General features: G+C 72.1%; 16 protein-coding genes. 7 read left to right on the forward strand and 9 right to left on the reverse strand.

What is annotated here, in order from left to right:
* Both ABZ371_RS18285 and ABZ371_RS18290 read left to right on the forward strand, forming a co-directional pair.
* Positions 1-961: FUSC family protein (locus ABZ371_RS18285; RefSeq protein WP_358680361.1), on the forward strand; the 961-nt coding region annotated here is incomplete at its 5' end.
* A gap of 213 nt (positions 962-1,174) precedes the next feature.
* Positions 1,175-1,552 (forward strand): VOC family protein, encoded by a 378-nt coding sequence (locus ABZ371_RS18290; RefSeq protein WP_358680364.1) that lies wholly within the window; start codon positions 1,175-1,177, stop codon positions 1,550-1,552.
* 155 nt (positions 1,553-1,707) lie between these two features.
* Here ABZ371_RS18290 and ABZ371_RS18295 read toward each other — a convergent pair whose 3' ends face one another.
* Together ABZ371_RS18295 and ABZ371_RS18300 are read right to left on the reverse strand one after the other, a co-directional pair.
* Entirely contained in the window at positions 1,708-2,049 is a 342-nt protein-coding gene (locus tag ABZ371_RS18295; RefSeq protein WP_358680367.1) for a hypothetical protein, read from the reverse strand.
* 305 nt (positions 2,050-2,354) lie between these two features.
* Positions 2,355-2,906, reverse strand: coding sequence for a glycoside hydrolase family 25 protein (locus ABZ371_RS18300; protein ID WP_358680370.1), 552 nt, complete (start codon positions 2,904-2,906; stop codon positions 2,355-2,357).
* 235 nt (positions 2,907-3,141) lie between these two features.
* Between ABZ371_RS18300 and ABZ371_RS18305 the strand changes: the two genes are divergently transcribed.
* On the forward strand, positions 3,142-3,696 hold the full coding sequence (locus ABZ371_RS18305; protein ID WP_358680373.1) for an SRPBCC family protein: 555 nt from the start codon (positions 3,142-3,144) through the stop codon (positions 3,694-3,696).
* 62 nt (positions 3,697-3,758) lie between these two features.
* Here ABZ371_RS18305 and ABZ371_RS18310 read toward each other — a convergent pair whose 3' ends face one another.
* Positions 3,759-4,604, reverse strand: a complete 846-nt coding sequence (locus ABZ371_RS18310; RefSeq protein ID WP_358680375.1) for a pentapeptide repeat-containing protein — start codon at positions 4,602-4,604, stop codon at positions 3,759-3,761.
* Between the two features lie 135 nt (positions 4,605-4,739).
* Between ABZ371_RS18310 and ABZ371_RS18315 the strand changes: the two genes are divergently transcribed.
* Both ABZ371_RS18315 and ABZ371_RS18320 read left to right on the forward strand, forming a co-directional pair.
* Positions 4,740-5,231 (forward strand): hypothetical protein, encoded by a 492-nt coding sequence (locus ABZ371_RS18315; RefSeq protein WP_358680377.1) that lies wholly within the window; start codon positions 4,740-4,742, stop codon positions 5,229-5,231.
* 259 nt (positions 5,232-5,490) lie between these two features.
* A complete protein-coding gene (locus tag ABZ371_RS18320; protein ID WP_358680379.1) occupies positions 5,491-5,718 on the forward strand; it encodes a hypothetical protein in 228 nt (75 codons plus the stop codon).
* A 136-nt stretch (positions 5,719-5,854) separates the two neighbouring features.
* Here ABZ371_RS18320 and ABZ371_RS18325 read toward each other — a convergent pair whose 3' ends face one another.
* Together ABZ371_RS18325 and ABZ371_RS18330 are read right to left on the reverse strand one after the other, a co-directional pair.
* Positions 5,855-6,277, reverse strand: a complete 423-nt coding sequence (locus tag ABZ371_RS18325; RefSeq protein ID WP_358680382.1) for a helix-turn-helix domain-containing protein — start codon at positions 6,275-6,277, stop codon at positions 5,855-5,857.
* A 100-nt stretch (positions 6,278-6,377) separates the two neighbouring features.
* A complete protein-coding gene (locus tag ABZ371_RS18330) occupies positions 6,378-7,433 on the reverse strand; it encodes an enoyl-CoA hydratase/isomerase family protein (RefSeq protein WP_358680385.1) in 1,056 nt (351 codons plus the stop codon).
* Positions 7,434-7,644: 211 nt separating this feature from the next.
* Here ABZ371_RS18330 and ABZ371_RS18335 point away from each other — a divergent pair, with 211 nt between their 5' ends.
* Positions 7,645-9,759 carry a SpoIIE family protein phosphatase gene (locus ABZ371_RS18335; RefSeq protein ID WP_358680391.1) on the forward strand — a complete coding sequence of 705 codons (2,115 nt, stop codon included), beginning with the start codon at positions 7,645-7,647 and terminating at the stop codon, positions 9,757-9,759.
* 215 nt (positions 9,760-9,974) lie between these two features.
* On the opposite strand, the gene ABZ371_RS18340 is transcribed toward ABZ371_RS18335, so the two are convergent.
* The 4 genes from ABZ371_RS18340 to ABZ371_RS18355 form a co-directional block, all read right to left on the reverse strand.
* Positions 9,975-10,613, reverse strand: a complete 639-nt coding sequence (locus ABZ371_RS18340) for an LAETG motif-containing sortase-dependent surface protein (protein WP_358680394.1) — start codon at positions 10,611-10,613, stop codon at positions 9,975-9,977.
* A 497-nt stretch (positions 10,614-11,110) separates the two neighbouring features.
* A complete protein-coding gene (locus ABZ371_RS18345) occupies positions 11,111-11,599 on the reverse strand; it encodes a GNAT family N-acetyltransferase (RefSeq protein WP_358680397.1) in 489 nt (162 codons plus the stop codon).
* A 39-nt stretch (positions 11,600-11,638) separates the two neighbouring features.
* A complete protein-coding gene (locus ABZ371_RS18350) occupies positions 11,639-12,736 on the reverse strand; it encodes a DUF6397 family protein (RefSeq protein WP_358680403.1) in 1,098 nt (365 codons plus the stop codon).
* A 372-nt stretch (positions 12,737-13,108) separates the two neighbouring features.
* Positions 13,109-13,519 carry a roadblock/LC7 domain-containing protein gene (locus tag ABZ371_RS18355; protein ID WP_358680406.1) on the reverse strand — a complete coding sequence of 137 codons (411 nt, stop codon included), beginning with the start codon at positions 13,517-13,519 and terminating at the stop codon, positions 13,109-13,111.
* Positions 13,520-13,650: 131 nt separating this feature from the next.
* Between ABZ371_RS18355 and ABZ371_RS18360 the strand changes: the two genes are divergently transcribed.
* Positions 13,651-14,079, forward strand: a complete 429-nt coding sequence (locus ABZ371_RS18360; RefSeq protein ID WP_358680400.1) for a PPOX class F420-dependent oxidoreductase — start codon at positions 13,651-13,653, stop codon at positions 14,077-14,079.
* Positions 14,080-14,409: the final 330 nt, after the last annotated feature.

The following is a 14,409-nucleotide window of genomic DNA, read 5'->3' on the forward strand; positions in this document are numbered from 1 at the left end:
CCCGGCCCCCGCGAGGACCGACGCCGGATTGCGAGCTCTGGACGAGGCCCTGCTGGGAGCGGCGACGGTGTTCGACCGCCCGGGGGACGTGTCACCGCGCGTGGGGCGGACGGAGCCGTACGGCGCCGTCCTTGCCCGGGCGTGGAGCGCCGCGGGCCGTGAGTACGGCCTGCGGGTCGCGCTGTGCTGTGCCACGAGCACGGCCGTGGCCCAGGCACTGGGGCACGGGCACTGGTACTGGCTGCCCGCCACCACCGTGTTCCTCGTCAAGCCTGACCTGGGTCCGCTGGCCTCCCGGGTGCTGTGCAGGGCCGTGGGGACCGTCGCGGGGGCCGGGGTCTTCGCGGCCCTCGCCCTCCTGCTGTCCGGTCCGCTTCCCCTGGTCGCGGTGGTGGCGGCGTGCGGGGCGCTGCTGCCGGTGGCGACGCGTCACTTCGCGGCGCAGACCGCGGTGGTCACCGTGCTGGTGCTGGCCTTGGTCCGTCTGGGAGGTGAGCCCTCCGCCTCGTGGGAGCGGATCGTGGAGTCCCTCCTCGCCTGCGCGACGGTTCTGCTCGTCGGGCACCTGCCGCTGCCCGGGCGGCGGGGGCACTCCGTACAGGCCGCTGTCGACACGGCGGTGGGAGCCGCCCACCGGTACCTGGTGCACGTCCTGGAGTCACCCGGCGACCCCGCGACGCGCGGGGCGCTGCGACGCGACGCCTACAGATCGCTGGGTTCGGCGCGTGCCGCGGTCGACCTCTCGGCGGCCGAACTGCCGTCGGTGGCACGGCACTCCGCGGGTTCCTCGGAGGTCGTGCGCGCCGTCGAGCGACTCGTCGACACGACGACCGCGTGTGCGGTGCAGCTGGCCGGACCGTCTTCGGAACTGCCCCCGTCCCATGCCGTGCGGCTCGCCGCCCACCTGTCGGAGCTCGACCGCTTCCGTCCGGCCGCGGGCCGGTCCGTGGTCGTCGCGTGACCGGTCCCGGTTGCCACGTTCCCCCCTGCGGTCCCGCGTCGGCCGTGTGCCGTCACCCGGGTGTCAGCGGGCGCGGTCGTCCGCCGCGAGGAAGGCTCCTCGCTGCTGCTCCCGAGTTCGCTCCTGGGGGCGTCCGGGAGTGACTCCGGCACGCACGCCCCCCGGTCGTCGCGCACGCCCCCGGTCGCCCGGCGCTTTCCGTAGGATGGTCCGATGATCGCCGAGTTGCAGTGTGTGGTGCTGGACTGCCCGGATCCGGCGCGGCTCGCTTCTTTCTACGCGGCCGTGCTCGGCGGAACGGTCGATCAGCCCGACCGGCGGTGGTCTCTCGATGCCGACTGGGCGACCGTTCACACCCCGAGCGGGTTCGTCCTCGCCTTCCAGCGGGTCCAGGACTACGAGCCCCCGCGGTGGCCGGACCCGGAGCGCCCCCAGCAGTTCCACACGGACCTCGGTGTCGCCGATCTGGACAGCGCCCAGGAGCAGGTGCTCGGACTCGGAGCGACGTTGCTGGACACCGGCCCGGCCTCCGGGACCTGGCGTGTCTACGCGGACCCCGCCGGCCATCCGTTCTGCCTGGTCCAGCACTGACGGACGGACCCCCTGACCGCGGCGCCGGTCGCGGTCGCCCCGGCTCCCGGGTCGCGCCGCGGATGTCCGTCCCGCGCCCGTCCTACCATGGGTGGGACCAGGCGGTCAGGGGGTCCGGCGGCCGGGGTGGTCAGGTGGTCGCACGGGAGCGGCACTCAGCGGCCGACCAGTGACACCACCGCACAGATGCCGCTCACCACGCCCACGGCCATGGCGGACACGGCCACGCAGCGCGTCCGGAGCTGCTCGTACCGCGCGGTGTACTCACCGCGGAGTTCGGCTGCTCGGGCGGCGATCCGTGTGAGCGACTCCCGGCACACGGCCATGCGGTCCGCCACGTAGACGCGTTCGACGTCCTCCCGCTGGGCCGAGGTGAGCCACGGCAGTTGCCCGGTGAAGCGGACCGCCTGCCGACGGGCCTCGTCGACCTCGGCGTTCAGGAGCAGGTAGCCCTCCACCTGGGCCAGGCCCCGGGCGCTCTCCTCGTCAGGCTTCACGCCGTCCTCCTCCTGTGCGAGCCATTTCGACCGGCGCCGGCAGACCTGTGGACGGCGCCGTCGACGGCCTCGGCGAGACTGCGAGGTCGGGAGACGGTGTCGTGCGCGGGGCAGCGGTCCGCGATTCCGGGGGACTGCTTGTCGTCACTACGGCTTTCCTTCGGTCGGCGGCCGGACGGGGATCCGGCGACCAGGATGGGCCCCGCACCACGGCACCACCCGCTGTCCGCCTCAGCTCTCCACCGCCGGTCGGCAAAGGGCACTCCATCGGCCGACAGCAACGGTGCCCGCGTTGACGTGCCCCCTCAGCCGCCGGCCCAGGAGCGCAGTGCCTCCGGCGTCGGGAAGTCGGCCACGTTCTTGTCGAGCGGATCGTCGGTGTACTGGTGCACGCGCCACGACGCCTCGATCCTCGGCTCTCCCGCCGCGACGTGGTCGGCGATCCAGAGTCCGTCACCGGCATAGGAACTCGCGTCGTGGGTGCGCCAGAAGGAGCGGTTGCAATAGAGGAGAACGCGGTGGTGGGGCCTCAGCCGTTTGACCTCGCGGATGAAGCGGTCCTTAGCCGCGCTGCTCGCACGGGTGCCGTCCCCGGTCTGTTCCCAGTCGGCGGCGAGGAGGTCACCCGGCTTCTCCGGCGCCTCGGCGACGAAGTGGGCCGCCTGCTCCTCGACGTCTTCCGGCCACAGGAAGTGGTAGAAGCCGACCACACAGCCGGCCTTCCTGGCGCGTGCGGCCTGCGCTCCGAGTCTCGGGTTGACGTACGAACGCCCCTCGGTGGCCTTGATGAAGACGAAGTCCAGACCGTCCGTGGCAAAATCCGCCTGATAGGAACTCACATCGACGCCGTGCAGCACGGCCACCACCTCCGAGGCTGCCGTTCGTTTCCCTTCCTCCTACCTTCCCGGCTGGAACGCTCTCATCCGGCGGCTGAGCGCAGAACCGATTCGCCAGGTGGGAACTGTGAGCGCGGGTCCCCCTGACCGGGGGTCACGGGAGATGGGCCACACTGTGAACCGCCAACCGTTCGCACAGGCCCGGACGCCTTCCCCCCCCCAGGCAGCCCCGGGCGACGCGCACAAGGAGTCACCCATGCGCCGCACCATGTCCGTGTCGGACAGCATCCTGATCGGAGCAGCCCCCTCGGCCGTCTACCGGCAGCTCAGCGACCCCACCGCCATGGGGCGGTGGAGCCCGGAGAACCGGGGCGCGAGTGTGCTCGGGGGCCGACGGGACGCGCACGTGGGCATGGTATTCGAAGGACGCAACAAGAGGGGTGCCTTCCGCTGGACGACGAGGTGCACGGTGACCGCCGCCGACCCGGGCGAGCGGTTCGCCTTCCGCGTGCACGCGATCGGTGTCCGCCGCCCGCGGCTGCCCGGCGCGATCGCCCTGTGGGAGTACCGGTTGGAGGCGGTCGACGGTTGCACACGGGTGACGGAGACCTGGACCGACAACCGGCGGTCGTGGCCCGATGCCCTCGCCAACGCCTTCGACCGGGTCGCGACCCGGGGGCACACGTTCGCCGATTTCCAGCGCGGCAACATCCGCACGACGCTCGAGCGGCTCAAGGCCGCCCTCGAACAGGACGGCGAGCGGGCCGCCGGACAAGGGCCGGGCGGCGCGGGCGGCACACGGCAGGGGTGATGTCGCATCCGGCGCCGCCGGGCGCCGGATGCGGGTAGGTCCGGTCGCCCCGACCGGGCTCCCTACCAGTGGGTGGGGCGGGCGAAAAGCTCCGGCAGCCGTGTGGCCGCGTCCCCCTTGGCCGCGTTCAGCTGCATCTGGGTGAGGAAGAGGGCGCCGGTGAGGTCGGCCCCGGACAGGTCGGCGTCGCGGAAATCGGCGCCGATGAGTTCGGCGCCGCGCAGGTCCGCGCCGCGCAGGTCCGCCGCGATGAGGTACGCCCCGCGCAGGTCCGCGCCCCTGAGGTCCGCACCTCTGAGCCGGGCGCCCATGAGATCGGCACCCCGCCGGACACGCCTGTCCCGGCTCCTGGACCGGGGTCCGGCCCTCCGCGCGAGCTCGCCGGCGCGCAGCAGCAGCGCGGCCACCCCCTCCCGGTGCTCGGAGACGTCGAGGGCGGCGAGGTCCTCGGGACTGCCCTGCGTGAGGCGTTCGGTGGCACCGAGGGCGCTGCGCAGCTCCCCGTGTACGGGGGCGGCGGCGGGCAGGGTGAGGGCTTCCGTGAGGTACTGGAGCAGTTCGTGGAGCTGCCGCATCACCGGGAAGACCTGGAACATCTGAGCTGCCGTGTCCGGTTCGCTCCTCCAGTCCCTGCCGCCGTAGGTCCCCTGGGACACCTTCTGGCCGGCCCCGAAGCAGTCGTACACCGTGCAGCCGGAGAAGCCGGCCGGCCGGAGCCGGGTGTGTATGCCGCAGCGGAAGTCGTCCCGCAGATTGCGGCACGGCTCGCCCGCTTCCTTGTCGATCGCGAAGTCGGCCGACGCGGTCAGTGTCAGTGCGACGCAGCACAGCCCGAAACAGTTCGCGCAGTCGGCGCGCAGGGCGTCCCGGCCGGTGCCGGACGCGACGATCGGAAGGTCTTCGGGCACGTGCGTACTTCCTCCGGTGCGTGCAGGAGGGAAGAGCTTATCGGGCCGCCGGACCCGGCGGCGCGTCGCCCGTTGTCGGTGGGCGGGCGCACACTGGCGACGGAGTGGGCGGAGTGCCGAACAGGGAGACGGGGCATGCACACGTCGCAGGAGGGCGCGTTCGAGCCGGCGACTGGGGACGACCCGGCCACGCCCGGGCCGCTGGGCGGGCGGGAAGCGGTGGTGCGGACCGCGTTCGAGGGAATGATGCAGATCAGGCGGCTCACGCACACAGGGCACGGTGACCCCGGGAGCGTGCCCGCGCCGTGGGAGGTGCACCGGCCGGTGCGGGCCGTGGCGCTGGCACTGGAGGCGGCGGGCATACCCGCCTCCTCCGTCGGACCGTCCGGAGAGCGTACGGCCACGGGGTACCGCGTGTGCGGGGGTGAGGCGGCGGGTTCCGTACGGGTCGAGTGGGTCGGCCCGCCCGGGGGTGGTGCGGCCGCCGGCGAGGAGGAGGCGCTGGCCGGCTGCGTGACGGCGCTGCGGCGGCTGGGCTGGACGGTACTGCTGTACCGGGGGCCACGCCGGCGGCGCTTCCTGGAGGTCGAGGCGCCGCCTGCCGCGTCGGTGGCGCGGCAGGCATGAGGAGTATCCCTCCCGTCCCCCGCACGTCGAGGCGGCGTTGCACGTTGCATCTTCCACGGATCGTCAGGCCGGGCGGTTCGGCGGACGCGTCGGTGGTGCGCCGGGTCGACGTCGGAGGAAGGCCGTCGATACGGCACGCGATCGGCCGGAGCGCCGGTCGGGCCCGTGGTCAGGCACCCCGTGCGATCCCGCCCGACCCCTCACTGTCAGACCCCTGGGGGATGCTTGACGGTACGACACTTCTGACCGGGAGATGCTGATGCGCAATGACGAGATCGCCGCAGCCCAGGCGTACGTCCGTTTACTGGAGGCGACGCGCGCCGCTCTGGCGGATCCGGCCGACGCCCCTCTGTACATGCCCTTGCTCGCATCCCCGATCGAGGAAGCGGACGAGGCGCTGCGCAGTGCGGGGCTGGCGGGGAACGAGGAGCGGCTCTTCGCCGTCGTGCGGGCGCTGCAGCCCAGCCTGAGCGGTTCGGACCGCTGACCGAGTGCGGTCGACGGGCGGGCACGGCTGCGGCGCGGCGCGTCCGCCGGTCGAACGCGGCCGGCGGACGCACGGGCAGCGGCGGGCGACCCACTCGTGCGGTACGTGGACGACCCGCCGCGGGCCAATGCCTCGCTCACCTGCCGCTGTACATGAGCGAGCCCGGTGTCGTGAGGAGTTCGCCCGTCTCCAGCCAGGTCTTCAGTCCGGACAGGATCATCGGCCAGCCGCCGTACAACTGCTCGTCGGCGCCTTCTCCCAGCTCGTCATGGGTGACCGACAGCCGGCACGAGTCACCGACCGGTTCGATGACCCACCGGTCGTGGACGAGCCGGATGGGCACCGGGTTGAGGTAGTGGAGCTTCTCCCGGCCCCGTCGCCTGGTGACCACCAGTCCCGCCACTTCCAGCGTCCGCAGGTGCTTCATCACCGCGAACCGGGAGATCCGGAAGCGTGCCTCCAACGCACTCAGTGTCTGCCCGTCACTGTGGAAGAGCTCGTCGAGCAGTGCACGCCGGGTGGGGTCTGCCAGTGCTCTGAAACCGCGTCCATACCTCATGACAGGTGACCTTTTGGTCATATTCCATACGTGATGTCCGCCTCCTGGGCGCCGCACGACGTCACTGCCGGGTGCGCGCGTGAACACCACTCGGAAGGAGTCAGGGGGCCAGCCCCAGTTCCCGTTCGCCGAGTGGCTCGAAGTGCCGGGCGACCTCCGCGTCGGTGACCCCGGCCGGATCCGCGGGAGACCACCGGGGGCGGCGGTCCTTGTCGATGATCTGTGCGCGCACGCCTTCCACCAGGTCGGGCCCGGTGAAGGCGCGGCAGGAGACACGGAACTCCTGGTCGAGTGCGGCTTCCAGACTGTCCAGACCCCTGGCCCGGCGTACCGCTTCGAGGGTGACCTTGAGCGCGGTGGGCGATCGGGTCAGCAATGTGGCGGCGGCCTCCTTCGCGGCGGGGATACCGCTGTCCAGGAGCCGCTCGATGATCTCCTCGACGTTGTCCGGGGCGTAACAGTCGTCGATCCACTGCCGACAGGCTGCGAGCTCGCCGTCCGGGGCCCTCTCCGCGTGGGCCGCCACGGTGTTCCTCACGGCGGCGGGCGTGGCGCTTTCGGCGAGGGCCTGGGTGACGTCTGCCAGGCGGTGGGAGGGGATGAAGTGGTCGGCCAGCCCGCACGCTACGGCGTCCGCCGCGTGCACGGGCTGCCCCGTGAGGGCGAGGTGGGTACCGAGTTCACCGGGTGCCGCGGCCAGCAGATAGGTGCCCCCGACGTCGGGCACGAATCCGATGCCCGTCTCCGGCATGGCGACGCGTGAGCGTTCCGTGACGACCCGGACCGAACCGTGTGCCGAGATCCCGACCCCACCTCCCATGACGATGCCGTCCATGAGCGCCACGTACGGTTTGTGGAACCGGGCGATCCTGGCGTTGAGCCGGTACTCGTCGCGCCAGAAGTCCACGGACGCCTGCCGTCCCGCTCTCGCGTCCTCGTAGATCGACCTGATGTCGCCGCCCGCGCACAGGCCGCGCTCGCCCGCGCCACTGATCACCACATGGGTGATCGTGTCGTTCCCCGCCGCCTCGGTGAGGGCGTCGTCGATACTCCGCACCATGGTGTGGGTCAGGGCGTTCAGGGCCCGCGGGCGGTTGAGCCGGATGTGCAGCGTGTGACCCTCGGTGTGCGACAGGACGGGCTCGTCGTCGTTCATTGCGTGCGCTCCGGTCGGACGTGTCGGACGTGGGACATCTCTGGCTGCCATTCTGCGTCCGCCGTCGCCGGGCTCCGGAGCCGGGTCGTCCGGGCGGCTCCGCGGCCGGGCCCGTGGACGACCGCTGTGGCACTCCCGCCTCACCGGCTCGACAATTGAGCCAACGGGCAGCGACGTCCAGCCGCCCGCCCGGACCATCTCCGGAGCGCGCATGACCGACTCCCCACGGCGAGCAGACGACCCGAACCCGCGGTTGCACCGGTTGGACCGGAGTCACGGCGGTGAGACGGGGACTGCCGAGCGGCTGGCCATGAACCGCACGGGCAGCTTCGAATGGGACCTCGACAGCAGGGCCCTGGACATCGACGAGGCCGGGCTCGCGGTCTTCGGCGTCGATCCGGCGACGTTCGACGCCCGTCCGTCGACCGTTCTGGACCGGCTGGATCCGGCGGAGCGCGCCCGCCTGGACCTGGCCATCGACGAGGCCGTCACCGGCGGGAGCAGTTCCTACAGCGTTCACTTCCAGGTCCCCCTCGCGGACGGGTCACGCCAGTGGACACACGTGCAGGCGCGCATCCTGCGCTCGGACGACGGCCGGGCGCACCGTGTCATCGGCGTGGTGAGGGACGCGACGGCCGAGGTCACCCATTCGGCCTTCGTGCAGGATCTGGAAAAGCGCCACCAGCGCCAGACCGGCATCGTGGAACGTACGACGAGCGCGCTGTCCCGCGCGGTGACCGTGGACGACGTCACCGCCGCGCTCACCGGGCCGGGGGGACTGGCCAGGCTCGGTGCGGACGGGATGTCCCTCGGGCTGGTGGAGGACTCGGCCCTCAACGTCGTGGCGCTCAGCGGCGACTGCGTGGAGGCCCTGGCCGGGCTGGACACCGGGACGATGAACGACCGGCTGCCGCTGGGTGACACGATCCTCACCGGACGCCCGAGGTTCATCACCTCGCTGGATTCGCTGGTCCGCCGGTATCCGGTGCTGGAGCCGCGCAAGGACGAACTGCGCTTCCGTGCGGCCGCCTACCTCCCGCTCGTGGCCCAGGCGCGCTCACTGGGCGCGGTCGCGCTGTTCTACCGGGAACGCACGATGTTCAGTGCGGACGAACGGATCCTCTGCCTCGGACTGGCTGCCATCGTGGCGCAGTCGCTCCAGCGGGCGATGCTGTTCGACGAGGAGCGTGAGTTCGCCACCCAACTGCAGTCGGCGATGCTGCCCCGGCGCATCCAGGACATCGAGGGCGGGGAGATCGCGGTCCGTTACCACGCGGCGTGGAGCGGTCGCCAGGTCGGCGGCGACTGGTACGACGTGATCGCGTTGCCCAACAACCGCTTCGGCGTGGTGGTGGGCGACGTGCAGGGCCACGACACCCACGCCGCTGCGATCATGGGGCAGCTGCGGATCGCTCTGCGCGCGTACGCCGCCGAGGGGCATCCGCCGCCGACGGTACTGGCGCGCGCCTCGCGCTTCCTGGCCGAACTGGACACCGACCGCTTCGCCACGTGTACGTACGCGCAGGTGGACCTCGCCACAGGCGCGGTACGCGTGGTGCGGGCCGGGCATTTCGGGCCGCTGATCCGGCATTCCGACGGGCGGGTCGGCTCTCCCCAGGTGCGAGGAGGGCTCCCGCTGGGCATCTCCACCGCCTTCGCGGACGAGGAGTTCCCGGAGACCCGCCTCGACCTGGTGCCGGGCGAGACACTTGTGCTCTACACCGACGGCTTGGTCGAGGAGCCGGGTGCGGACCTCGACGCGGGTGTCGCCGCCCTGATCCACGAGGTGAGCGACGGCCCCGCGGGCGCCGAGGCACTGGCCGACCACCTCTCGGACCGGCTGTGGGAGCGCTGGGGTTCGGGCGACGACGTCGCCCTGCTGGTGCTGCGGCGCAGCCCGGACACGGGGTCGCCCCGCGCCCCTCGTCTGCACCAGTACATCCATCAGGCTGATCCGGAGGGACTCTCCGACGCACGTGCCATCGTGCGGCAGGCCCTGACGGACTGGGACATGGAGGCCCTGGCGGACGACGCGGAGTTGCTCACCGGGGAGTTGCTCGTCAACGTGCTGCTGCACACGGAGGGTGGCGCCGTCCTCACGCTGGAGGTGCTGCCGGAACCGGTCCGGCGCATCAGGCTGTCGGTCCAGGACCGTTCCAGCGCCTGGCCGCGGCGTCGTACGCCCGGTGAGACGTCCACCTCCGGGCGCGGGCTGCTGTTGCTCGACGCGGTGGCCGCCCGCTGGGGCATCGAGCCGCGCGGGGAGGGCAAAGCCGTCTGGTGCGAGATCGGTCCCGTCGGGCCCGCCGCCGGCGCGAAGGGCTGAGGGGTGTACCGCACGCGTTGCGATGCGGTACACCCCTCACCCGGCCGGACGTTTCCGCCTGTGGCCCGCCCGGGCGCACCGACGTCCCGGTGCCGCGTGGCGGTGTCGATCCCTCGTGACGTCGTCGACGCTGCACGACGTGCCAGTGGTGCGTGGCGTCGTCGGGGCGTGGCGTCGTCGGGGCCGCGCTGGGCCGTCGGTGCTGTGTGGGATCGTCAGTGCTGCGTGGAGCGGCGCTTGCGGACGGACCACAGGATGCCGGCGCCGGCGAGCAGTACGGCGACAGCCGCACCGCCGATGACGGGCGTCGCGGACGAGGATCCGGTCTCGGCGAGGTCGGGGGCGCTGGAGCTCGACCCGGCCGGGGCGGGCGCACTGTCCGTGGCGGTCTCGCTCGGCGTGGCGCTCGGCTCGGGGACCTCCGAGGCCACCGGCTCCGTGCTCTGAGCCGGCTCGGGCTCGGCCGGGGTGGACGGCTTGGTCGTCTGACCCTCGCAGACCGGGGCGGTCTCCGTCAGGTCGCGTGAGTACTTGTCGTCGTCACCGGCCTTGACGACGAGGCGGACGGTCAGCGGCTTGTCGTGCGGCGGCAGCTGAAGCGGAGTCGTCGTGTGGTACTCCCGGCCGAACGTCTGGGTGGGGAGCAGTTCCTCCCCGCCCACCACGGAGACGGTCACCTCGTTGGTGGCGCTGCCCGAGTAGGCCGTCAGGTCGAGAGTCACCTCGGAGCAGGTCACAGCCCAGGTGGGGGTGTGAGCCGCGGCCGGGCCGGCGAAGAGGACTCCGCCGGCCAGGCCGGCAACCGCGACAGCCGCGAACGTTCCCGCGCGCCGCGCACTCCTGGGTATGGTCATGGATTCTTCCTCCATAAGAGTTCACCACCGGATGGCGGTGGGGCGCACAGTACTGCCACCGGCTCCCGGCCCGCGCACCAGCCCCGGGCGAACCCACTGCCCCAACCACGCCCACAACAGCACCTGTTACGACATGGTGGGCGAAACGGACCGGCACACGGAGCGATGGCAGCATGCGCCCCGCGAACCGGTCGGTGAGTATCAGCCGCAAACTGGGGCGCTTCGCTCGGCACAGCGCGCGTCCGGCCCGCCCGGAACTTGGCCGGAACACGTCACCGCGTCGACACGCCCAGGACAGTTCGCCGCTGGACTCTCCGGGCGCGGCTACCGAGCACGGCTACCGGGCTCTCGGGGCACGGCGGTGCGAGGCCGGCAGTCCGACTCCCTTCCCTCCGGCTCCCCACCCCGCATCCGGACGACCCAGGAAGCGCGCAACAGCTTCCGGATCGTCCCGCTTGCGGCTGACCGCAAGGCTCTCCGCTCCGGAGTACCGAAGCTCAGAGCGCCTTGTGCATGATGTGCAGGCCCACGTAACCCGCGGTCGGGTGGTGGAAACCCTGGGGCAGAGTCCCGATGACCTCGAACCCGAGGGAACGGTAGAGCCGCACGGCACGGGTGTTCGTCTCCACGACCGCGTTGAACTGCATGGCGCGGTAGCCCGCCGTACCTGCCCAGTCCAGGCTGTACTCGCACAGTGCACGGCCCACACCCCGCCCGGAGTGAGCGGGATCGACCATGTAACTGGCACTGGCTACGTGCGAGCCGTTGCCCATGTGGTTCCTGTTCATCTTGGCGGTGCCGAGGACCGCCCCCGCGCTGTCGACGGCGACGACGGCGCGGCCCGGCTCGGACACGAGCCACCAGCTCCGGGCTTCCTCCTCACCGAGATCCAGCGGATAGGTGAACGTCTCACCCGCCTTGACGACGGAGTGGAAGAACGGCCAGATGGCGGGCCAGTCCCCGGGAGTGGCTTTCCTGATGAGCATGCAGCAAAGATGCCCACCGCACGGTCCGCACGCAAGAACTCAACGGTCGCTGCTCCGGCCGGTCCGACGGGCAGGAGCCGTCGGAGCGCCGGGCTCCGCTCCAGCGCAGGACCGCCGGCCGAGCCCGATCCGCGCGAGCAACCCCCGTCCGGCCGGAGGCGGGCGGCCCGTACCGGAGAAGGCGCCGGGCAGGGGGCCGCCCTCCATCGGGCCCACCGCCCCGGGCACCGCAAGCGGCCCGGGCCTCGTGCCGCCGGGTCGCGGGGCGGCGCGGGTGTCACGCGCGAGGTCCAGCTCCATCCCCAGACTGATCCGCCGCCAGAGGATCTCGTCCGGATCGTCCGCCAGCATCAACCGGCCCATGGCTTCTCTCCCTGCCACGGACCCTGGTCGTCCAGCGGTGAGATCCGGTTGCATCCGGGCGAGGTAGGCCCGCTCGTAAGGGTCGTCCACGACTTCTGCCAACTGGACCGGGTCGAGCGCCGACGCCTGCAAGGCCGCGCGGACCCACGGGTCCCGTGCTCGACACATCAGCCTGTCCACCCTCCGCGCACGCCAGTTGCGTGCGCGCCAGTCCGTACCGGCCTCCAGCATCGCCCGCATCCCGGCCGGGTTCTTTCCGGCGAGCAGATCAGGCTCCTTCACGGCGAAGTCGAGGAGCTCGTCCACGAGGTAGAGCCAGACCACCGCGCGGTACCGATTGAGGTAGAAGGCCACCGGTGACACGCACCCGACGCGGGCGAGGCCGGTGAAGCGGACCGGACCGATGCCGAGCAGAGCGGCACCTTCCGCCGTCCCTGCGGTACGCACCCGCTCCCGCAGTGACTCGGGAAAGCCCTGCGTGGCACGGAGACGGTCGATCTCCTCCCGGTGCACGCGCGGCGCACCGCCGTCCGGTGCGGCCTCGGCCCGGAGGAGGCCGAGGTGAAGTGCGAGGTCGAACTCGCCACGCTTCAGGCTCAGTACCTGTGCCGCGCGCGCCGCGGACAGCGATCCGCTGATGGCTTCGGCATGCGTGGCAGCCCGGCCGGCGTCCCGCGCGTGTTCCGTTTCCGCCGCACCTGCCGCGGGAGGTCCCTCCGCTGCCGGACTCCGACTTCCGGCGCTCTCCGAAGCGCGTGCCCGACATCCATCCATCGCACGCGACCGCGTGCGCGTGGCTTCCCTCATGGCCATGACTTCATCTCCCCCGTGATGACGAATACTCTCGGTGACCACGTTAGCGCTGGAAGTGATGCTTCGTTCAGGCCTGTGGATAACCCGGAGGACCGACTCGCCGGCCTGGTCACGACCGTGGGGAATGACCTGCTCACCGGCGACAGGGACGGCCTCCTCCCAAGCGCGGGGACGGCCTCCTCGTAACCCCAGGGCGGTCTCCTCACAGCAGCTGGAGTGTTTTCCTCGCAACCGCAGGAGCGGTTTCCTCACAACCGCGTGGCCCGTCTCCCGACACCTTCGGGGCGGCCTCGCCCTGACCTCGGCGCATGAGGGCACACCCAGGCCGGAGCCTCAGAGCCGCCCGGGATCCTCGGCTCCCTGGCGTGCGCCCACACCGAGGTGTTCTCCCACGCGGTTCACCATCAGCGTCATCTCGTAGGCGACCTGGCCGACGTCGGCCTCGGCGGCGCTGAGCACACACAGACAGCTCCCGTCCCCCGCCGCCGTCACGAAGAGCAGGGCCTCGTCGAACTCCACCATGGTCTGGCGCGCCCGGCCGGCTCCGAAGTGGCGGCCGGAGCCCCGGGCCAGGCTCTGCAGGCCGGACGAGACGGCCGCCAGGTGTTCCGCGTCCTCCCGGGCCAGGCTCGTGCTGGCTCCTGTCACCAGTCCGTCGTTCGAGAGCACGAGCGCGTGCCGCACGTGCTCGACCCGGCCGGTGAGTTCGTCAAGGAGCCAGTCAAGTCTCCGGTCCATCGCCATGTACTCGTCCTCCCCGTTCGCGTGTCCCACCTCGCGCAAGCCTCGCGTACGGCTTCCGCGCGGGCAAGCGCCTCCCCGCCGCCGGGGCGTCGCTTCACGCCATGACCACCCGGCACCCTCAGGATGAGGTCATGGCACACCACATGACAGAGAACGAATGGCGGGCGTTCCTCTCGGAGGGCACTCGTACCGGCAAGGTCGCGACCGTCCGGGCGGACGGCAGCCCCCACATCGCCCCCGTCTGGTTCCTGCTGGACGGTGACGATCTGGTCTTCAACACCGGGAAGGACACCGTGAAGGGCCGCAACCTGATCCGCGAGGAGCGGGTGTCGGTGTGCGTCGACGACGACCGGCCTCCGTTCGCGTTCGCCGTGGTCCGGGGACGTGCGGCGGTGAGCGAGGACCTCGCCGAACTACGGGACTGGGCGACACGGATCGCGGCCCGCTACATGGGAGCACAGGCGGCAGAGGCGTTCGGCGCGCGCAACGGTGTCCCCGGCGAACTCCTCGTACGCGTGCGCATGGACAAGGTGCTCGCCATGTCCCGGGTGGCCGACTGACAGGTACGGCCGACGTGCCTCCCCCGCCGCTACGCGCCCGCCGGCCGGGGCGGGGGGACGACAGGTGCGGATCCGCCCGCACGCACCCGACCACACGGATCAGGACGTCTTCGCCGGAGCCGCCGCCGCGCGCGGCGCGCGGGACACCGGCGGCGACGTGCCAGGGGCCGGCGAGCAGGTCCGAGGTGTGCGGCCGCCGCGGGCGGCGGCCGTGCGGAAGCAGGCGCGGGATCGGGGAGCCTGTCCGGGGCCGGGGGGGGGGGGGGCCGGGCGGGGGGGGCCGCCGGGGGGCGCGGGGCGGCGGCCCCCGCCGGGTGCGGCGCCGCCCCG

Origin of the sequence: Streptomyces sp. NPDC005899, assembly GCF_040629645.1 — a bacterium.
Taxonomy (GTDB): domain Bacteria; phylum Actinomycetota; class Actinomycetes; order Streptomycetales; family Streptomycetaceae; genus Streptomyces.